The sequence below is a fragment of the Caballeronia sordidicola genome, from assembly GCF_000729995.1.
In the GTDB taxonomy this organism is placed as follows: domain Bacteria; phylum Pseudomonadota; class Gammaproteobacteria; order Burkholderiales; family Burkholderiaceae; genus Caballeronia; species Caballeronia sordidicola_A.
In genome coordinates, this window is sequence record NZ_JNFG01000017.1 from 155,558 (window position 1) to 176,075 (window position 20,518).

The following is a 20,518-nucleotide window of genomic DNA, read 5'->3' on the forward strand; positions in this document are numbered from 1 at the left end:
AGTGGGTCAGGCGGAGGCGTGTGGTGCGCTTCCGCTTTCGATTATGATTTCATCGCCTGATTTCTCAGTCGGTTCTTTCCATCCCTCGAACGGATCACGGGTGCAGATCCCTTGATTGCGGTCTTCCGTGCTCAGGAAATCCTCGGGCACGTCCACGTGTTTAAGCAACGCAAAGAACTCATCCCAGTCAGCGTATTGATTCATTTCCGTCCCAACAAACTCAACCCATAAACCCCTGCCGCCAGGATCGTGATCCAGAAGCTGGTCGGCCAGTCGGTGTAATACGCCAGCGTCAATCCCAACCACGCCTGCACCAGCGCGAAAACCGCCGAGAGCAGCACGCCGGTCGATAGCCGCGTCGCTACGTTTTGCGCCGCCGCGGCCGGTCCCACCATCAGCGCGAAGACCAGCAAAACACCCACTATCTGCGTCGATGCCGCCACCGCCAACGCCGTGATCGCAAGGAACAGGATGGACACGAGGCGCAGCGATACCCCTTTCGCCTCAGCCAGTTCCGGTTGCAGCGATGCGAACAGCAACGGCCGCATGATGATCGCGAGCGCGCCGAGGCTGACCACCGCGAGCCCGGCGAGCACCACCAGCGTTTCATGGTTCACGCCGAGCACATTGCCGAACAGCAGCGCGGTCGCCTGGCTGGCGTAGGCGGTAAAGAAGTGCAGGAACAGCAAGCCGAAGCCGAGCGACAACGTCAGGATCACGCCGATAGCGACATCGCGTCCGGTCAGCTTTTCGCCGAGCGCGCCCATGCCGATACCCGCCGCAAGCGTGAAGCCGATCATGCCCCAGAGCGGCGACATGCCGACCAGCACGGCGCCGGTCGCGCCGGTGAAACCTACGTGCGATAACGCGTGACCCGCAAAGGTCTGGCCGCGCAACACGAGGAAGTAGCCGACCACGCCCGCCAGCACCGCGACAATGCCCGACGCCGCGAAGGCGTTTTGCATGAACTCGTATTCAAACATCGTGGGAATGCTTTCCGGTGTGGTGATGAGCGTGACCGTGCGCGTGGCCGTGGTCGTGATCGTGGGAATGGCCTTCGGCGCCGTCTTCGTGCGCGTGGTCGAGCTTGTCGACTTCCACGTCACCAGCCATCACGAAGATGCGGCCGTTCACACGCATCACGTCAATCGGTGATCCATATAGCTGCGATAAAACCGGCTTCGTGATGACTTCATCGATCGTACCGAGCGCCGCGCGCCCATTGCCGAGATACAGCACACGGTCGATGGAGTTGAGCAGCGGATTGAGTTCGTGCGCGGAGAACAGCACGGTAATGCCGAGTTCACGCTGCACGCTTCGCACGAGATCGACTACGCCGGTTTGATGACGCGGATCGAGACTGATCAGGGGTTCATCGAGGAGCAGGAGTTTCGGGTCGCCGAGCAGGCATTGTGCAAGCAGCAAACGCTGACGTTCGCCGCCCGACAACTCGGACAATGGCCGCGTGGCGAGCGCTCGGCCGCCGACCAGATCGAGCACGCGATCGACATCGGCACGCGCTGCGGCGCTCGCGCGCGGCAGGCCCCAACGATGACCATCGGCGGCCATGGCGACAAAATCGCGGCCGCGCACATGTCGTCCGGCGAGACCGCTGCGCGTTTGCGGCATGTAGCCAATGGACGGATTGCCGCGTACGACCGGCGCACCGTTCACGCGAATCGCGCCCTTCGATAACGGCAGCAACCCCAGCATGGCACGCATCAGCGTGGTCTTGCCGGCTCCGTTCGGACCCAGCACGCCGATAAACTCGCCCGCCGCGACACTGAAGCTGGCGTCCTTGAGAATCGATCGTCCGCCAAGTTCGAGCGCGACGTGCTCGACCTCCAGCGCGCCGGCTTTACCGCGCGTCGAACCCGCGTCCGGAACCGTCATTGCAACGCGCCCGAAAGCGCGAACATCTTTGTGCCACATCCCATCATTGTGTCTTTCCCTGCAGCGCAACCGACAACGCGTCGAGCTGCGACGTCATCCATGTCTGGAAGGTCTTGCCGGCGGGCAGCGTCTCGGTGACGCTGATGCTCGGCACGTGTGAATCGTGGGCCACTTTCAACATGCGCTTCGTGAGTGCTTCCGTCGCCTGGCTGTTATAGATCAGCACGTGCACGCGACGCTCGCGCAGATCCTTTTCGAACGCAGCAATATCCGTTGCACTCGGCTCCGTATCGTTCATCGCGGCGAGCTGGAAGCGGTTGTTGCGCATGTCGAGCCCGATCGCATCCGACATATAACCGAACACCGGTTCCGTCGCCGTCACGGGTACGCCCTTGTATTGGCTCTTGAGCGCAGCGACCTTGTCGTCAATAGGTTTCACCGATGCCAGGAACGTCGCCAGACGCGCATCGTAGTCAGCCTCGTGCGCCGGATCCGCCTGCACCAGATAGTTTCTCACCGCTTTCGCCACCGTCGGCATGGTCGCCGGGTCGTACCAGAGATGCGGATTATCGCCGGATTTCCTGCCCATCAGTTGCGCCGCGACGATGGTCGTGCGCCCCTTGCCCTTCGATGCCGACAGCAGCTTGTCCATCCACGGATCGTAGTCGGCGCCGTTGTACACCACAAGCGTCGCATTCTGCAACGCGCGCGCGGTCTTCGGGCTGGCTTCGAAGAGATGCGGATCTTCGTCGGGGTTGCTCAGGATGCTCGTTACCTGGACATGATTGCCGCCGAGCTGGCGCACGACATCGCCATAGAAATTCTCGGCTGCGACCACCGGTACCACGCCCGTGGACGCCGTTTGCGCCGTGGCTGTGCTGCAGAAGCTCACCGATAAAAGGGCCGTGCAGGTCAGGATGGCGGCGGCAAGTTTGCTCATGGTGTTTCCTGGAACGAGGGTGGATAGCGGCGGACGGTGTGCGTGGCGTTCTCGTTCTGCGTGCTCGCCGCAGAGGCAACGCGACCGTTCGAATCGACGGCGATGATATAACGTATCACTTCGTTTTGCATCCATTGACGTATTACGAAAGCCTGTCCGCGACTCTTCCCAGGTGTTGTCCAATTCCCGCAAACCCGCGCCGGTTGGGGTTTTCCCGCAGTTTTGGGGTGCTTTGCGCGCCGCACCATCGAAACATGGCGGCGTGCCTTGACACCGCCTCACGCCTCGCCGATCATTCGACCAAACAGAGAGCAATTGATCGCGCAAAGAGCGTTCGCTCACCATCGACGCGTTCAAGTGTGGAATTTTCAGGCAGCGGAATCAGAGACGAATCGGAGAAAAGCCGTGAGACTGCAGGACAAGGTAGCAATCGTGACGGGTGCGGCAAGCGGAATTGGCGAAGCGGTCACGAAACGATTTCTGGACGAAGGCGCGAAAGTCGTCGTCGTCGATCTGAAGGACGAAACCGAGTTGGCGCAGCGTTTCCCGGACAGCGTCGGGCGTGTGCTTGCCTTGAAGGCTGACGTCACGAAGCGTGAAGACCTGGAGCGCATCGTCTCGACCACCGTCGAAAAGTTCGGCGGCATCGACATCCTCTTCAACAACGCGGCGCTCTTCGACATGCGCCCGATCCTCGACGAATCCTGGGACATCTTCGATCGCCTCTTCTCGGTCAACGTGAAGGGCATGTTCTTCCTGATGCAACTAGTCGCGCAACGCATGGTGGAGCAGGGCCGTGGCGGCAAGATCGTGAACATGTCGTCGCAGGCCGGGCGTCGCGGCGAGGCGCTAGTTTCCCACTATTGCGCGACCAAATCCGCCGTGATCAGCTATACGCAATCAGCCGCGCTGGGCCTCGCCAAGCATGGCATCAACGTGAACAGCATCGCACCGGGTGTTGTCGATACCCCGATGTGGGAGACCGTTGACGCGCTCTTCGCGAAGTACGAAAACCGCCCGCTCGGCGAGAAGAAGCGTCTGGTTGGAGAGGCTGTGCCGCTCGGCCGCATGGGCCTGCCGAGCGATCTGACGGGCGCAGCGCTGTTCCTCGTATCGGCGGATTCTGACTACATCACGGCACAAACACTGAACGTGGACGGCGGCAACTGGATGAGTTGACAGCGCGGCTTGCATGCTTGCAAACGCACGCATGTATCCCAAGCCGCCTCAGTGAAGAAGATTAGGAAAGTTGATTAAAGCAACACCTGTACTACCCGAGTATCGACTGCTGCAAGCAACGCAACGCAAGACCAGCGCCCGTGCTAACGATAAAGGAGACGAAACAACATGAAACGCGCCAACTTCACCCTCAAGAACCTGCCGATGCGCTCGCTCGCATTCGCTGCATTCGCCGTTGCCGCGATTGCGCCAATTGCCGCCAAAGCCACGACCGTGACGATCGCGACGCTCAACAACCCGGACATGATCGAGTTGAAGAAACTGTCGCCGGCATTCGAAAAAGCGAATCCGGACATTCAGCTGAAGTGGGTCATTCTCGAAGAAAACGTACTGCGTCAGCGCGCCACCACCGACATCACCACGAACAGCGGCCAGTTCGACGTGATGGCGATCGGCACGTATGAAGCGCCGCAGTGGGGCAAGCGCGGCTGGCTCGCGCCGATGAACAATCTGCCGGCCAGCTACGATCTCGACGACGTGGTGAAGACCGCTCGCGACGGCCTCTCGTATAACGGCCAGTTGTATGCATTGCCGTTCTACGTCGAAAGCTCGATGACGTATTACCGCAAGGACCTGTTCGAAGCCGCCGGCCTGAAGATGCCCGACCAGCCGACCTACGACCAGATCAAGCAATTCGCCGACAAGCTCACCGACAAATCCAAAGGCCAGTACGGCATCTGCCTGCGCGGCAAAGCGGGTTGGGGCGAGAACATGGCGTTTTTCTCGACGGTCGTGAATACGTACGGCGGCCGCTGGTTCGACGAAAAATGGGATGCCCAACTCAATACCCCGGAATGGCACAAGGCCCTCACGTTCTACTCGGACCTGCTCAAGAGCGACGGCCCTCCGGGAGCCAGCTCGAATGGTTTCAACGAGAACCTGACGTTGATGTCCTCGGGCAAGTGCGCGATGTGGATCGACGCGACGGTGGCGGCAGGCATGTTGTACAACAAGGCGCAGTCGCAAGTGGCTGACAAGATTGGCTTCGCCGCAGCACCGATCGCGGTCACGCCGAAGGGCAACCACTGGTTGTGGTCGTGGTCGCTCGCGATTCCGAAGACCTCGAAATCGCAGGACGCTGCCAAGAAGTTCGCAACCTGGGCGACGTCGAAGGAATACATCGAAATGGCTGCGAAGGACGAAGGCTGGGCCTCGGTTCCCCCGGGCACGCGCAAGTCCACCTACGCCAATCCGGAATACAAGAAAGCGGCGCCGTTCGGCGACTTCGTGCTGAGCGCAATCGAATCGGCGAGCCCGACCGATGCAACGCTGCAAAAGGTGCCGTACACCGGTGTGCAGTTCGTCGGGATTCCTGAATTCCAGTCGTTCGGTACCGTGGTCGGCCAGTCGATCGCTGGTGTGGTCGCCGGGCAGACGACTGTTGATGCCGCACTGACTGCGGGCAACGCCGCAGCCAATCGTGCCGTGAAGCAGGCCGGGTACCAGAAGTAAGGACCCGAAGCAGCAGTCACTTGCTGCGCCTAATGTAGGACAGCGGGCCGCGCCGCTTCCGTGAGGAAGCTTGGCGCGCGGCCTGCGCATCATCATCGAGAGGTGACACGATCATGAGTCAACTTAATCCCCCCCTCACAGACGGTTATGCGGAATCCGCCGCAGCGCGCGACAAGAAACGCGCGAAGTCGGTCCGCTGGCTCATCATGCCGTCGACCGCCGTACTGTTCCTGTGGATGGCCATCCCGCTTGCGATGACCATCTGGTATTCGTTCTCTCGATACAACCTGTTGAACCCCGACGTCAAAGGTTTTGCCGGTCTCGATAACTATGAATTCCTTGCCACCGATCCGGCCTTCCTGCCGTCGATTGTTCACACGCTGACCCTGATCGGATCGGTGTTGCTGATTACGGTGATTGGCGGCGTGCTGCTTGCCGTGTTGTTCGATCGCAAGTTCATCGGCCAGGGTATTGCGCGGCTGCTCGTCATTGCGCCGTTCTTCGTCATGCCTACAGTCAGCGCGCTGATCTGGAAGAACATGATCCTGCATCCGGTGTATGGCCTGATAGCGCAGTTGATGCGATCGTTGGGGCTCCAGCCGATCGACTGGTTTGGCGACTATCCGCTCTTTGCGGTGATCGTGATCGTTGCGTGGCAGTGGCTGCCGTTCGCGTTCCTGATTCTCTTCACGGCGATCCAGTCACTGGACCAGGAGCAGAAGGAAGCGGCACGTATCGACGGCGCCGGTGCGTTCGCCATGTTCTTCTACATCACGCTGCCGCACTTGAAACGCGCGATTGCCGTGGTGGTGATGATGGAAACCATTTTCCTGCTCTCCATCTTCGCTGAAATCTATACGACGACCGGCGGCGGCCCAGGCACGGCGACCACCATCCTGTCGTACTTGATCTACGCGCTCGGCCTGCAGCAATTCGACGTCGGCCTGGCTTCTGCAGGCGGCATCCTGGCGGTCGTGCTGGCGAACGTCGTTGCGTTCTTCCTGGTGCGCATGCTCGCGAAGAACCTGAAAGGGGAGTACGAATCATGAGCCATCCCGTTACCGCAACAACGTCCGTGCCGATCCTCGATACGCTCAAGCGTGGCGTGCTGGGTGTGATCGCGTGGCTGTTCGCACTGCTGCTGTTTTTCCCGATCTTCTGGATGACCATCACGGCGTTCAAGACCGAGCAGCAGGCTTATTCGTCATCGTTGATCTTCTCGCCCACGCTGGACAGTTTCCGCGAGGTGTTCGCGCGGAGTAACTACTTTGCGTTTGCGTGGAACTCCATCCTGATCTCGGTCGGCGTCACGGTGATCTGCTTGCTGTTCGCCGTGCCGTGCGCCTACGCCATGGCGTTCTTCCCGACCAAGAAAACGCAGAAAGTACTGCTGTGGATGCTCTCGACGAAGATGATGCCGTCCGTGGGCGTGCTCGTGCCGATCTATCTGCTGTGGAAAAACACCGGCATGCTCGACACGGTGTGGGGCCTGGTGATTGTCTATACGCTGATCAACTTGCCGATCGCCGTCTGGATGTCCTACACGTACTTCAATGAAATCCCGCGCGACATCCTGGAGGCAGGGCGTATAGATGGTGCGGCGACGTGGCAGGAAATCGTCTACCTGCTGATGCCGATGTCGCTGCCCGGGCTCGCCTCCACCGCGTTGCTGCTCGTGATCCTGTCGTGGAACGAGGCGTTCTGGAGCATCAACCTGTCGAGTTCGAACGCGGCGCCGCTGACGGTGTTCATCGCGTCGTATTCGAGTCCTGAGGGCTTGTTCTGGGCGAAGCTTTCGGCGGCTTCACTTCTCGCTGTGGCGCCGATCCTGATTGTCGGCTGGTTGTCGCAGAAGCAACTGGTGCGTGGCCTGACCTTCGGCGCGGTGAAATGACGTGCAACCCAAGGTGGAACGCGAGGTCGATCCAGTGAACCTGAACTTGTCCCAAGCCGGCGTACCAGGCGTGCTCGCTCCAGTCGTTGCCCACGATGGGCATCTGCTGATCTGCGACTGCGACGGCGTATTGATCGACAGCGAAGCGATTGCGGGACGCGTGCTCGTGCAGGAGATGCAGGCGCTCTGGCCCGGCGTGGATGCCGAGCCGATCGTCACGCCGCTGCTCGGGCTGCGGATCGAAACGGTGCTGCTGCGCACGGCTGAAGCGCTCGGCCGGACGCTCGATGCAGCCCAGATCGACGCAATCCGGGTGGTCGTGGAAGCCGCGGCCGTGGAAGGGCCTGCAGTCGACGGAATCGAGGCCGCGCTGGCCGCGATTTCCTTGCGCAAGGCCTGCGCGAGCAACAGCTTTACGTCGTATGTGGAAGCCGTGCTGAACCGCACGGGCCTCGTGCGGTTTTTCGGCGAGCGTCTGTTTTGCGCCGATAAAGTGCCGAACCCGAAACCCGCGCCCGACGTGTACCTCGCGGCGGCGCGGACCATGCGGGTCGCACCGGAACGTTGCGTGGTGGTCGAAGACAGCGTGACCGGCGTTACTGCGGCGGCGGCGGCGGGCATGACGGTGCTCGGTTTCCTGGGCGGCGGGCATGCAACTGAAGGACAAATTGATGCGCTGAAACGTGCTGGCGCAAGTGTCGTGTTCGAAGAGATGGGACAACTTCCCACGCTCGTCGGGCAGTGGCTGCAAAACGCAAGCTTCGAACTGCCGTGAGCCTCTTGCTCGCAGAAAACGAAGCCAAGTTAAAGACGGAGACTCCATCATGGCAAGCCTGAATCTGCGCAACATCAACAAACGCTACGAAGAAACGGAAGTGATTCGCAGCGTGAACCTCGATATCGCCGATGGCGAGTTCGTCGTGTTCGTGGGCCCAAGCGGTTGCGGAAAATCCACGCTGATGCGAATGATCGCGGGGCTGGAAGATATCACCGGCGGCGACCTGACTATCGACGGCGTGCGTGTGAACGACCTGCAGCCGGCCAAGCGTGGCATTGCGATGGTGTTCCAGTCGTACGCGCTGTATCCGCACATGACCCTGTACGACAACATGGCGTTTGGTCTGAAGCTCGCCGGCACGAGCAAGCCGGAGATCGATGCAGCGGTGAAGCAGGCCGCGAAGATCCTGCACATCGATCATTTGCTCGATAGGAAGCCTAAGCAGTTGTCCGGTGGCCAGCGTCAGCGGGTGGCAATCGGTCGTGCGATCACGCGCAAGCCGAAGGTGTTCCTCTTTGACGAACCGCTGTCCAACCTCGACGCCGCGTTGCGCGTGAAGATGCGCCTGGAGTTTGCGCGCCTGCACGACGAGCTTAAAACCACGATGATCTACGTGACGCACGATCAGGTGGAAGCCATGACGCTGGCTGACAAGATCGTGGTGCTGTCGGCGGGTAACGTGGAGCAGGTCGGCTCGCCGAATCAGCTTTATCACGCGCCGCAGAACAAGTTCGTGGCCGGTTTTATCGGCTCGCCGAAGATGAATTTCTTTAACGCCGAAGTCACGCAGGTGCTAAGCGATGGCGTGCTCGTGAAGTACGCGACAGGTGAGACCCAACTGACGGCGGTCGAACCGGGTAATGCGAAGGTCGGCGATTCCGTGACGGTCGGGATTCGTCCGGAGCATCTGCATGCAGGGACCGCGGCGACGGTGGAGCACGGGGTATCGGCTAAGACGATGGCCGTCGAGTCGCTCGGGGATGCGGCGTATCTCTACTCGGAGTCTTCCGTGGCGCCGGAGGGGATCATCGCCCGGATTCCGCCTCTGGAGCGCCATTCGCGTGGCGAAGTGCTGAAGCTTGGCGCGTTGCCTGAGCATTGCCATCTGTTTAACGCGGATGGCATTGCGTATCAGCGGAAGATTGTCGAGGTGCTGTCGGCGGCTTGAGTTTTACGTTCTTCGATGTGAAAGCGCCCGGGTCATCAATGGCCCGGGCGCTTTTTTACACTACGTTTAAACCTCTCTCAAGCGTCCAGCGCTGCTTGCGCGCACAACTCATCCGTCACCAGCCCCGACAGCCATTTACCTTGCAACGCGGCGATCACCGCTTCGCGTTTTCTCAAGCCGCCAGCGAACCCTATAGTCGGCCGCTTCGGGGGTGCATCGAGCCGCAAACTCGTCACACGCTCGCCGGTCGTTGATTGCACCCGCACACCTAGCGCGTCGATCGGCAGTCCGAGCAACTCTGCCACCGCGCCCGCCTCCATCATCTCTTCCACTTCGGCGGTCGTGATAAAGCCATCCTCATGCAGCGGACAATTGATCCCGATATTGCCGATCCCGATAAACGCGACATCGGCGTTCCCGGACAGCGCATCGACAATCCGGTACAGCCGGTGATTGCACCATTGCTCGCGCTCGGCGCGGCTATCGGCCATCAACGGCGCGGGCAACATGAAATGCTTGCCGCCGGTCTTTTCGGAGAGATGCTGCGCGACGTCGTAGCGGTTCGAGGAACCGTCCTGGGCAATAGCCCCTACCATCGACACCAAGCGGTGCTGCGGACGCTCCAGTTGCCCGATTTGCGCGACCACGGCCTTTAGCGTCCGGCCGGTGCTGATCGAGATCACCAGCGGTTTTTCATCGGTGAGATAACGCTCCATCACTTGTGCGCCCGCGACTGCCAGCTTGCGATCCACCTGCTCGGGGGTATCACCGTCGATGGGCACGACTTCGCACATCGACAAGCCGTATCGCTTCGATAACTTCGCGGCCAGCGCGAGGCAGTCGGCAATCCGGTGATCGACGCGCACGCGGATCAGGTTCTTTTCCACCGCGAACGCGACCAGCCGCTGCGCGACGGGCCGCGAGATCTGCAGCTTCTCTGCTATTTCATTCTGCGTGTTGCCCGCGACGTAATACAGCCACGCGGCGCGGGTGGCGAGATCGAGTTTTTCGTTGGACTTGGGCACGGTGGCTCGATGTCTGGTCGTTCGTGTCGAATACAAAGAGAATCGCGCGCCATAAAGGCACGCGATAGATCGACATTGTGCACGCTCGACGCCTGAGGGCAAAAACTCTTCGCGCGCCGCTTAAGTCATCATTCAAACCGTCACGCGAGCCGCGGACGCGCCGGATCGAACAACGGGCGCACGTGCTGATACAACTCGCGGAAACCCTTCAGCCGCTGCCGCAGGATTGCATGGCGTTCCGCGTTCGGGATGAACTCGTCCTTCACGGGTGGCTTAGCCAGCACCACGGCCGGATCGCCGCCTGCCGCCAGCCAGCCGAGCCGTGCCGCGCCGAGCGCTGCGCCGGTCTCGCCGCCGCCGTGCGTGCGCGTGCGGGTGTTGAGGGCATCGGCTAATAATTGGCCCCAGTACTTGCTGCGCGCACCGCCGCCCAGGAGCGACAGCGCATGCACTTCCGTGCCGGCGGCCTGCAATGCATCGAGGCCATCGGTCAACGCGAGCGTCACGCCTTCGAGCACCGCATAACCGAGCAACGCGCGGTCGGTTGCGTGCGTCATACCGAAGAACACGCCTTGCGCGTACGGGTCGTTATGCGGCGTACGTTCGCCGCTGAGATACGGCAGGAAGAGCGGCGCGATTTCGAGTGCGGCGGGATCGAGCGCCGCGATTTCAGCAAGCAACGTGGGTTCGTCGGTCGAGGTGAGCTTGCAGACCCAGCGCAGGCAACTCGCCGCCGACAACACCACGCTCATCTGATGCCAGCGATCCGGAATGGCGTGACAAAACGCATGCACCGCCGACGATGGATTCGGCCGGAAGCGGTCGCCGACCACGCACAGCACGCCCGATGTTCCCAGCGACAGAAAACCATCGCCCGGTTCCGTCGCGCCGATACCCACCGCGCTTGCCGCGTTGTCGCCGCCACCGGCCGCGACGACCACGCCATCGCGCAATCCGAGTTCGCGGGCGAGCTCGGGCAGCAGCGTGCCCGATGGTTCGCTGCCTTCGGCCAGCGCCGGCATCTGCGCGCGCGTCATGTTGCAGGCGGCGAGCAGTTCATCGGACCAGTCGCGGCGGGCGACATCGAGCCACAAGGTGCCGGCGGCGTCCGACGGATCGGATACTTTCGTGCCCGTCAGATGCAAGCGCAAATAATCCTTCGGCAACAACACACATGCCGTCCGATTGAAAATGTCCGGCTCGTTGTGCTGTACCCACAGAAGCTTCGGCGCGGTGAAACCGGGCATCGCGAGATTGCCGGCGATTTCGTGCAAATGCGACGCGCGCTCCGTCAGCTCGTCGCATTCCTTGTCGCTGCGCATGTCGTTCCAGAGGATCGCCGGCCGCAGCACGCGATCTTCCGAATCGAGCAGCACCGCGCCGTGCATCTGTCCCGACAAACCAATGCCGCGCACCTGCGCGAATTCTTGCGGGAATTTATCGCGTAAAGCGAAGAGCGCGGCGCGTGTGCCGTCCCACCAGTCGAGCGGATTTTGCTCGGACCAGCGGGGCTTCGGACGCGATACGGTGAAGGGCGTGCCCGCTGTGCCGACAACACTGCCGTCGCTTGCGAGCAGGAGAACTTTTACTTCGGAGGTGCCGAGATCGATGCCTAAATACATGGACGAACCCTTGATGAAGGCGTGAAGCCGCGGGAAACCGGAGGCGCTAATGTAGCGCCGCTGCCGGTGTTACGCCATTGGCAATAACACCGGACGGGCATGAAGAAGGGTGATTGAGCAGCTTAGGCTCTCTTGGCGAGCCATGTATCGACACGGCCCAGCGCCGCGCGCAGCACGCGTTCCAGATCAGCGCTTTGGGCGAGGCTGCCCCACAAAAGTTTATCGGCGACGAAAGCCTTCACCGGATCGTCTGCCTCAAAGAAAGCGTGCGCGGTGGCGGGATCCATCACGCCGTCCTGGTAAGCGTACGGCAGCTTGCCTTCGTGCCAGCGTTCGAGGAAGCGGAAGAACAGCGCGGGCAACATGGCGGTCGCATTCGGATCCACCTGGCGCGCAAAACATTCACGCAAAGTCGGCGCGATAAAACCGGGGATCTTGGAGAAGCCATCGGCGGCCACGCGTTGATTCGTGTCCTGGATATACGGATTGACGAAGCGATCGATGACCACATCGCGGTACTTGGCCAGGTCGATCGGACTCGGCGACAGGCACGGAATCACGTCTTCGGTCACGTAGGCTTCGGCGAGTGCGCGGATATCGGCGTCTTGCGTGCCTTCGTGAATGTATTGATGCCCGACCAGCGTTCCCGCCCACGCGATACAGCTATGCGTCGCGTTGAGAATGCGGATCTTCGCTTCCTCATACGGCAACACCGAGTGGACCATTTCCGCACCGACGTTCTCCCAAGCCGGGCGCCCCGCAATAAATTCGTCCTCGATCACCCACTGGATAAACGCTTCGCCCATGACGGGCGCTTTATCGTCGATACCGGTTGCAGCCAGCACGCGCTCGCGGACATCGGGCGTCGGGCGTGGCGTGATGCGGTCGACCATCGCGTTCGGGCACAACGTATTCGCGATCATCCAGTCGCGCAACGCAGTTTCGCCACGCAGTTGCAGGAATTCGAGCATGCCGGCTTTAAAACGATCGCCATTGCTGCGCAGGTTGTCGCAGTTCTGCAGCGTCACCTTGCCCGCGTTCTGCTTCATGCGAGCATCGAGAATGGCGGCGAGCGCGCCATAGATCGTCGTGCGGGCGCCTTTCAGGTCGGCGGCCAGATCCGGATTGGCCGTGTCCAGCTTATGGTGTTCATCGAGGTAATAACCGCCTTCGGTCACCGTGAACGACACGATCTTGCACTCCGGCGCAGCGCCCGCCGCCACAAGCGCGTTCAGGTCCGCTGCCCACGGCACGACCTTCGTGATCGAGCGGATGGTTTCGTACGCTCGCTCGCCCTGCGGCGTGACGGTTTCCAGCGTATAGGTGCCGTTTTGTGCGGCTAGCGCTTCCAGCACGGCGTTCATGTCGCCGCGGATATTGCCGACCGTCAGCGACCAGCGCGTGTCTCCGGATTCAATCAGCTTGTGCAGGTACCACGCCTGATGCGCACGATGAAAAGAACCCGCGCCGATGTGCAGGATCACGTCGGCGGCTGCGTGGCTTTCGGTAGTCATGTCGTCTTCCTCTGATCTGGATGCGCCTCATGCGGTGCCGGGCGCTGTGCTGTGTCTCGTTGTCGTCGAACAAGGAGTGGGCGCAGGGCCAAATCCGTGTTGCGTCGATCATTTGCTCGTTCTGTGAGCGAATGATCGTATTCGATTCGATGAAAGTCAAGGCACTGCGCAGCATTTCCGTTTGTGTTTTTGCGTGGTTTTACGGGGCTATCGTGCGGGAGCATCGCTGCGATTGAAAGCTATTGCATTGCACAATGCTCGTCGAACTGCAGGGTTGGCGATGAAGGAGGGTGCTCGGATGAACACGCAGAATGTTGCGATGATTCCAGGCATCGCCATGCCTGTTGATGGCAGGTTCACAGCCGGATGATTTTTGGTTCGAGCTCGCGGACGGGCTTGAAAGGCAACGGGGTCAGGACGTACCAACGACCCTACCGTCCCCCCGGCACAATCGCATGTGCCTCGAACGCGGGCCCTTGAACAAAGCTCACATCGAATTGCTGCAGCGCTTCGAACTGCGCTTCGTCGCCGACGTGATCAAAAATGAGCGGAATCTTCAGCCGGTGCGCATACCCCACCAACGGCTTCACCACAGAATCCCTGAGCGCCATACCCGCATCCATCTTGATGAAATCCAGCCGGGCCATATCCGACACGGACATGATCTGCCCGGCATTGGGCAAGTTGCCGGCGACCTTGAACCCATACTTCTGATAACTCTTCACGAGATATCCGAGGAAGGTCCGATGCGCGACCGCCGCAGACGGCAACTCAATCACGATCCGCGCCGGGTTCAATCCAAACTCGATCAGCACGGACGAAAAATGCTTGCCGTGATCGTATTTCACGCTCTTGAGCAGACGCTCATGCACCCTTAAGAACAGCAAGCCCGGCCGCTGCGCGCCAAAAAAATTAAACGCGTGCAACGCGCGTGAGAGGCGGTCGAGTTCGACCAGCTTCGGGTCGTCGTCGAGTTGCCCGAAAGGATCGAATGACCCGCCATCGCCGGTGAGGGTCAGCGCTTGAAAACCAAGTTCATCGCCGAATCGCTCAGCACTTTCCACCGATGCCGTCAGGGATTGCGGCAACCCTCGCGTGGTGACATCGAAGATAGGTTCATAGCCGCTCGCCAGACAAAACCCTTCGGAGACCGCGATGGCCGTGCCCGCGCTCGCCCCTTCGCCCATGACAATGCGCGCGCCGGGAAACGGGTAGTCCGAGGCGCGGGAAACAAGTTGCGGGACGGTTGGGGCAATCATGAAAGCGGATGTGTGAGAGGTGTAGCGTCGATGGTAGCAGTGCCACGCGTGACGCCTTGCACAAAATCCACATATTCATATGAGCCGAAACCATCGCGTCACACATGACTAGGGTTAACATTAATTTCACTTAACGTAATTCGTTTTACTATGCGTAATTGAAACCGCAAACTATCAGGAGACACTCATGGCTGGCGAGAAGAAATTTGCGTCGCAGGCAGACTTGGCGGAAAAGAAGGTGACATTCGAGCGACTCTCCGAGCACGCGTATGCGTATACGGCAGAGGGCGATCCGAATACGGGCATCGTGATTGGCGACGACGCGGTGCTCGTCGCCGACACGCAAGCCACGCCCGTCATGGCGCAGGACGTGATTCGCCGGATCCGTGAAGTCACCGATAAACCCATCAAATACGTCCTGCTCACGCACTATCACGCGGTGCGGGTGCTCGGTGCGTCGGCGTATGGCGCGCAGCAGATCATCGCGAGCCAAGATACGTACGACCTGATCGTCGAGCGCGGCGAGCAGGACATGAAGAGCGAGATCGAGCGCTTTCCGCGCCTGTTCAATGCGGTGGAGTCGGTGCCGGGGCTGACGTGGCCGACGCTCACGTTTGAGGGTGAGATGACGCTCTGGCTGGGTAAGCTCGAAGTGAACATCATGCAGCTCGGCCGGGGCCACACCAAAGGCGATACGGTGCTGTGGCTGCCCCAGGACAAGGTGATGTTGTCGGGTGATCTGGTCGAATACGGTGCGACGCCTTATTGCGGCGATGCCTATTACCAGGACTGGCCGGCCACGCTCGACGCGCTCGCGGCGTTCAATCCGGAGAAGCTAGTTCCAGGCCGCGGCGCCGCGCTGAAGACGCCGCAACAAGTGGCGGACGGTATCGCGGGGACGCGGGCTTTCGTGAGCGAACTGTTCAATCAGGTGAAGTTGGGCGCCGCGGCGGGCAAGGACCTGAACGAGATCTACAAGCTCACGTATGCCGCGCTCAAGCCGAAGTTCGGCGACTGGGTCATCTTCGATCACTGCATGCCGTTCGACGTCACGCGCGCCTTCGATGAAGCCACGCAATATCGCGATCCGCGCATCTGGACAGCGCAGCGCGACAAGGAAATGTGGGAAACGCTCGAGAGCTGATTGGTGACGATAATGACCATGGCTATCGACTTCCAGGCGCTCACGTTCGAGTACCGCCGCTCATCTGATCAGGACGGCGACGCGCCGCTGCATCCGGTCGTCGTGATCGGCGCGGGCCCGGTGGGTCTCGCGACCGCGATCGACCTCGCGCAGCAGGGCGCCCCGGTCGTGCTGCTCGACGATGACCACACGTTGTCGTCGGGATCGCGCGCCATTTGTTTTGCGAAACGTACGCTCGAGATATTTGATCGGCTCGGCTGCGGCGAACCGATGGTGCAGAAGGGCGTGAGCTGGAATGTGGGCAAAGTGTTCCTGCAAAACGAGTTGCTCTACGCGTTCGATCTGTTGCCCGAAGCGGACCATGCGCGGCCCGCGTTTATCAATCTGCAGCAGTATTACGTCGAAGGGTATCTGGCTGAGCGGGCGCGCGAGTTGCCCTTGCTCGATGGCCGCTGGCATAACAAGGTCACGGGTATTACGCAGTCGGAAGAATGCGTTTCTCTGCAGATCGACACACCCGACGGTCCGTACACGCTGCGAGCTAGTTACGTAGTTGCTGCTGATGGCGCTCGTAGCCCAGTGCGTGCTCTCATGCACCTCGATGCGCACGGCCGCACATTCAAGGATCGCTTCCTGATCGCCGATGTGCGGATGAAAGCCGACTTCCCGACCGAGCGCTGGTTCTGGTTCGATCCGCCGTTTCATCCGAATCAGTCGGTGCTGCTGCATCGGCAGCCGGACAACGTGTGGCGCATCGATTTCCAGTTGGGATGGGACGCTGACCCCATCGCGGAGAAAGCACCGGAGCGTGTGATTCCGCGCGTGTGCGCGTTGCTCGGACCCGACGTTGAATTTGAACTGGAATGGGTGAGCGTCTATACGTTCCGATGCCAGCGCATGGACAAGTTTCGTCACGGCCGCGTGCTGTTTGCGGGCGATTCGGCACATGGGGTATCTCCGTTTGGCGCGCGTGGCGCGAACAGCGGCGTGCAGGACGCGGACAATCTTGGCTGGAAATTAAAGCTGGTGATTGACGGCGATGCGCCCGATGCGTTGCTCGACACCTACGCCAGCGAACGCGAAGCCGCCGCCGATGAAAACATCCGCCACTCCACACGTTCAACAGATTTCATCACGCCGAAGAGCGATGTATCGCGTGTGTTCCGCGACGCCGCTTTGCGGCTCGCGAAAGATTGCGCCTTTGCGCGGCGGATAGTGAACAGCGGGAGGTTATCGACGGCATCTGTGCTGCATGACTCGCCGTTAAACACGCCGGACCGCGATGCATTCCATTGCGCGCTCGTACCCGGCGCGGTGGCGGCAGATGCGCCCGTGTTTTTTGCCGGCCATGACGGATGGTTCTTGCAGCGCGTGGGGTCGTCGTTTGCGGGTGTGTTGTTCGGCGAATCCCCGGATGCACTGAACGCGTTGAAAGATTTGCGCCCGCAAATGAAGCTTGTTTTGATCGTGCCGGCGGGTTCTGATGTTGAATCGCGCGAAGGTATCGAGGTGCTGGAGGACGTAAAAGGTCTTCTCGCCCAGCGTTTAAATGCTCATCCCGGCACCTTCTATCTCCTGCGTCCGGACCAGCACATTGCTATGCGGGCTCGGTCGTTAGAACCCCACGCCGTCCGCGAAGCACTCGCCCGCGCGACTTGGCGCCTGAACCAAACCCAGCCCGCATGATGAGGACCGCCATGCTCGATACCACCTTGCGCCTAGCCGACCCCGATGCCTTCTATGAAGCGCTGATCGATATGCATCGCGACCTCGGCAACGACGAAAGCCAACTGGTGAACGCGAAATTGATCCTGCTGTTGTCGAACCAGATCGGCGATATGGATGTGCTGCGCGAAGCGATGTTAGTGGCACGAAGCGGCGTTGCGGCTTCTGTTGCGACCTCGAGCGCCAGCGTATTAAATTGAGGAAAAGAACATGAAACCAGAATCGCCTGGCGCATTCACAAGTCACACCGAAACCAGCCGTCACTATCAATCGGGCTTTGCCGCCGACTTCGCCACCGAGGCGTTGCCCGGCGCGCTGCCGCTTGGCCGCAATTCACCGCAGCGCGTGAACTACGGGCTGTATGCCGAGCAGCTCTCGGGCTCCGCGTTCACCGCGCCACGAGGGCATAACCGGCGCTCGTGGTTGTATCGGATACGGCCGGCGGCGGTGCATCAACCGTTCACGCAGATCGAAGGTAACGCACTGCGCGCGAAGCTCGTCGCGAACTTCGCCGAGGTGCCGCCAACGCCGCCGAATCAACTGCGCTGGGATCCGCTGCCGATGCCCGATGCGCCCACGGATTTCATCGATGGCTGGGTGACGATGGCCGGCAACGGCGCGGCCGAATCCATGCAAGGCTGCGCGATCCATCTCTACGCCGCGAACCGTTCGATGCAGGACCGCTTCTTCTATAGCGCCGATGGTGAACTGCTGATCGTGCCGCAGGAAGGGCGCTTATCGATTGCGACTGAACTTGGCCGGCTCGATATTGAACCCTTTGAAATAGCGGTCATTCCGCGCGGTGTGCGCTTTTCCGTCGCGCTGCCGGACGGCACCGCGCGCGGCTACATCTGCGAGAACTTCGGCGCTTTGTTGAGGCTGCCTGACCTTGGGCCTATCGGTTCGAACGGTCTTGCGAATCCGCGCGATTTCCTCACGCCGCACGCGGCCTATGAAGACCGCGAAGGTGCGTTTGAACTCGTGGCGAAGATGAACGGCGCTTTATGGCGCGCGGATATCGGTCATTCGCCGCTCGACGTGGTCGCGTGGCACGGCAATTACGCGCCGTACAAATACGACTTGCGGCTTTTCAACACCATCGGTTCGATCAGCTTCGATCACCCCGATCCGTCGATCTTCCTCGTGCTGCAATCGCAGACGGATACACCGGGAGTGGACGCCATCGACTTCGTGATTTTCCCGCCGCGCTGGCTCGCAAACGAAGACACGTTCCGGCCGCCCTGGTTTCATCGGAACGTCGCGAGTGAATTCATGGGCCTCGTGCATGGCGTCTACGACGCGAAATCCGAAGGGTTCATGCCCGGCGGTTCCAGCCTGCATAACTGCATGTCCGGACATGGACCGGACGCGCAGACCTTCGAGAAGGCCTCGAACGCGGATACATCGACGCCCGTAAAAGTAGGCGACACGATGGCGTTCATGTTCGAAACGCGCACGCTGATCAAGCCGACCCGCTTCGCCCTGGAAACCGCGCAACTGCAGGCGCATTACTATGAGTGCTGGCAGGGACTGACCAAACATTTCAACCCGGAGCAACGATGAGCTTTTCAGACGGTTCGACTCACGAAGCGCTTGAAGCGACGCGCGATCCAGCGCTTAAAAGCTGGATCGAATCCGCGAACGATCCGCTAAGCGACTTCCCGATCCAGAACCTGCCGTTCGGCATTTTTACCGATGAAGTCAATCCGCTGCCGCGCGCGGGCGTGGCGATTGGCGACTGGATTCTCGACCTCGCCGTCGTGCATCGCGCGGGGTTGATCGAATGCGAACCGGTGTTCGCGCAGCCCACGCTGAATGCGTTTATTGCGTTGGGACGCGATGCGTGGCGACACGTGCGTGTCCAGGTGAGCGCACTGCTCGCAGCCGATTGCGACACGCTGAAAAACGATACGTCGGTCCGTCCACACGCGCTTGTGCCGAGAGCAAGCGCAACGCTGCGTCTGCCTATCGATATCCCCGGCTACACGGATTTTTATTCATCGAAGGAACACGCGACCAATGTGGGTTCCATGTTCCGCGATCCGAAGAACGCGTTGCTGCCGAACTGGTCGGAGATGCCGATTGGGTACAACGGGCGCGCTTCATCGGTGATCGTGAGCGGTACGCCGGTGCGCCGGCCGAGCGGCCAGATCAAGCTGCCCGATGCCGAGCGGCCGGTGTTCAGCGCATGCCGCAAGCTGGATATAGAACTGGAGACGGGGTTTGTCATTGGTGCGGGAAATGCGCTGGGTGAACCTATTGACTGTGAAGATGCGGAGTCGCATATCTTCGGCATGGTGTTGCTCAACGACTGGAGCGCCCGCGATATCCAGCAATGGGAATACGTGCCGCTCGGGCCGTTCAACGCGAAGGGTTTTGCGACCACGATTTCGCCGTGGATCGTCACGCTCGATGCGCTCGAACCGTTCCGTGCGGCCACGCCGAAGCAGGAGCCTGAACCGCTTCCGTATTTGCGCCACGCTGGTAATCATGCATTCGATATCGAACTCGAAGTGCATCTGCGGCCGGCGCTGGCTGGATCGGCAACCAAGCTTTCGCGAACTAATTTCAAGCTGATGTATTGGTCGATGGCGCAGCAACTCGCGCATCACACGGTGGCGGGTTGTAACACGCGCGTGGGGGATCTGATGGGTTCCGGCACGATCAGCGGAGCAACGCCGGATTCATGCGGAAGCCTGCTTGAGATGACGTGGAATGGGCAGCGCCCGATCACGCTGGAAGAGGGCGGCGAGCGCAGGTTTATTGAAGACGGTGATGAATTGACGCTTACCGGATGGTGTCAGGGCGAGGGGTATCGGGTGGGGTTTGGCGAATGCAAGGGCGTGATTCTGCCCGCGCGCGGTG

19 protein-coding genes are annotated in these 20,518 nt (G+C 60.7%); 11 read left to right on the forward strand and 8 right to left on the reverse strand.

What is annotated here, in order from left to right:
- Window positions 1-6: 6 nt before the first annotated feature.
- The 4 genes from FH08_RS48475 to FH08_RS0117735 are packed head-to-tail and all read right to left on the reverse strand — an operon-like array spanning window position 7 to window position 2,833.
- Window positions 7-204, reverse strand: coding sequence for a hypothetical protein (locus tag FH08_RS48475; protein ID WP_035566485.1), 198 nt, complete (start codon window positions 202-204; stop codon window positions 7-9).
- Window positions 201-983: a metal ABC transporter permease gene (locus FH08_RS0117725; RefSeq protein ID WP_031359614.1), complete on the reverse strand. Its 783-nt coding sequence runs from the start codon at window positions 981-983 to the stop codon at window positions 201-203. Before FH08_RS0117725 ends, FH08_RS48475 begins: the two co-directional genes overlap by 4 nt.
- On the reverse strand, window positions 976-1,893 hold the full coding sequence (locus FH08_RS0117730) for an ABC transporter ATP-binding protein (protein ID WP_051888349.1): 918 nt from the start codon (window positions 1,891-1,893) through the stop codon (window positions 976-978). The genes FH08_RS0117725 and FH08_RS0117730 overlap by 8 nt, the downstream gene beginning before the upstream one ends.
- 43 nt (window positions 1,894-1,936) lie before the next feature.
- Window positions 1,937-2,833 carry a metal ABC transporter solute-binding protein gene (locus tag FH08_RS0117735; RefSeq protein WP_035566487.1) on the reverse strand — a complete coding sequence of 299 codons (897 nt, stop codon included), beginning with the start codon at window positions 2,831-2,833 and terminating at the stop codon, window positions 1,937-1,939.
- Between the two features lie 405 nt (window positions 2,834-3,238).
- Here FH08_RS0117735 and FH08_RS0117745 point away from each other — a divergent pair, with 405 nt between their 5' ends.
- The 6 genes from FH08_RS0117745 (at window position 3,239) to FH08_RS0117770 (ending at window position 9,364) form a co-directional block, all read left to right on the forward strand.
- Window positions 3,239-4,012 carry an L-iditol 2-dehydrogenase gene (locus FH08_RS0117745; protein WP_031359617.1) on the forward strand — a complete coding sequence of 258 codons (774 nt, stop codon included), beginning with the start codon at window positions 3,239-3,241 and terminating at the stop codon, window positions 4,010-4,012.
- 204 nt (window positions 4,013-4,216) lie between these two features.
- Window positions 4,217-5,524 carry an extracellular solute-binding protein gene (locus tag FH08_RS0117750; protein WP_035566522.1) on the forward strand — a complete coding sequence of 436 codons (1,308 nt, stop codon included), beginning with the start codon at window positions 4,217-4,219 and terminating at the stop codon, window positions 5,522-5,524.
- 113 nt (window positions 5,525-5,637) lie between these two features.
- Window positions 5,638-6,573 (forward strand): carbohydrate ABC transporter permease, encoded by a 936-nt coding sequence (locus FH08_RS0117755; protein WP_031359619.1) that lies wholly within the window; start codon window positions 5,638-5,640, stop codon window positions 6,571-6,573.
- On the forward strand, window positions 6,570-7,418 hold the full coding sequence (locus FH08_RS0117760; RefSeq protein WP_031359620.1) for a carbohydrate ABC transporter permease: 849 nt from the start codon (window positions 6,570-6,572) through the stop codon (window positions 7,416-7,418). The genes FH08_RS0117755 and FH08_RS0117760 overlap by 4 nt, the downstream gene beginning before the upstream one ends.
- A 46-nt stretch (window positions 7,419-7,464) precedes the next feature.
- Window positions 7,465-8,193 carry an HAD family hydrolase gene (locus FH08_RS0117765; protein ID WP_419178017.1) on the forward strand — a complete coding sequence of 243 codons (729 nt, stop codon included), beginning with the start codon at window positions 7,465-7,467 and terminating at the stop codon, window positions 8,191-8,193.
- A 49-nt stretch (window positions 8,194-8,242) separates the two neighbouring features.
- The gene (locus FH08_RS0117770) at window positions 8,243-9,364 is read left to right on the forward strand and encodes an ABC transporter ATP-binding protein (RefSeq protein WP_031359622.1); all 1,122 of its coding nucleotides are present in this window, start codon (window positions 8,243-8,245) and stop codon (window positions 9,362-9,364) included.
- A 77-nt stretch (window positions 9,365-9,441) separates the two neighbouring features.
- Here FH08_RS0117770 and FH08_RS0117775 read toward each other — a convergent pair whose 3' ends face one another.
- The 4 genes from FH08_RS0117775 to FH08_RS0117795 all read right to left on the reverse strand — a co-directional run bounded on the left by FH08_RS0117775 (window position 9,442) and on the right by FH08_RS0117795 (window position 14,784).
- Window positions 9,442-10,389: a sugar-binding transcriptional regulator gene (locus FH08_RS0117775; protein ID WP_031359623.1), complete on the reverse strand. Its 948-nt coding sequence runs from the start codon at window positions 10,387-10,389 to the stop codon at window positions 9,442-9,444.
- 140 nt (window positions 10,390-10,529) lie between these two features.
- Window positions 10,530-12,011 (reverse strand): xylulokinase, encoded by a 1,482-nt coding sequence (xylB, locus tag FH08_RS0117780; protein WP_031359624.1) that lies wholly within the window; start codon window positions 12,009-12,011, stop codon window positions 10,530-10,532.
- Between the two features lie 122 nt (window positions 12,012-12,133).
- On the reverse strand, window positions 12,134-13,525 hold the full coding sequence (dalD, locus tag FH08_RS0117785) for a D-arabinitol 4-dehydrogenase (protein ID WP_031359625.1): 1,392 nt from the start codon (window positions 13,523-13,525) through the stop codon (window positions 12,134-12,136).
- 431 nt (window positions 13,526-13,956) lie between these two features.
- Window positions 13,957-14,784 (reverse strand): EAL domain-containing protein, encoded by an 828-nt coding sequence (locus FH08_RS0117795; protein WP_031359627.1) that lies wholly within the window; start codon window positions 14,782-14,784, stop codon window positions 13,957-13,959.
- A 187-nt stretch (window positions 14,785-14,971) separates the two neighbouring features.
- Between FH08_RS0117795 and FH08_RS0117800 the strand changes: the two genes are divergently transcribed.
- The 5 genes from FH08_RS0117800 to fahA all read left to right on the forward strand — a co-directional run.
- On the forward strand, window positions 14,972-15,928 hold the full coding sequence (locus tag FH08_RS0117800) for an MBL fold metallo-hydrolase (RefSeq protein ID WP_031359628.1): 957 nt from the start codon (window positions 14,972-14,974) through the stop codon (window positions 15,926-15,928).
- Between the two features lie 18 nt (window positions 15,929-15,946).
- Window positions 15,947-17,614, forward strand: coding sequence for an FAD-dependent oxidoreductase (locus FH08_RS0117805; RefSeq protein WP_031359629.1), 1,668 nt, complete (start codon window positions 15,947-15,949; stop codon window positions 17,612-17,614).
- An 11-nt stretch (window positions 17,615-17,625) separates the two neighbouring features.
- Window positions 17,626-17,853 carry a DUF2783 domain-containing protein gene (locus FH08_RS0117810; protein ID WP_035566490.1) on the forward strand — a complete coding sequence of 76 codons (228 nt, stop codon included), beginning with the start codon at window positions 17,626-17,628 and terminating at the stop codon, window positions 17,851-17,853.
- 10 nt (window positions 17,854-17,863) lie between these two features.
- Window positions 17,864-19,216 carry a homogentisate 1,2-dioxygenase gene (gene hmgA, locus FH08_RS0117815; protein ID WP_031359631.1) on the forward strand — a complete coding sequence of 451 codons (1,353 nt, stop codon included), beginning with the start codon at window positions 17,864-17,866 and terminating at the stop codon, window positions 19,214-19,216.
- A partial coding sequence (gene fahA / locus FH08_RS0117820; RefSeq protein WP_035566492.1) for a fumarylacetoacetase occupies window positions 19,213-20,518 on the forward strand: 1,306 nt, incomplete at its 3' end. The genes hmgA and fahA, both read left to right, overlap by 4 nt.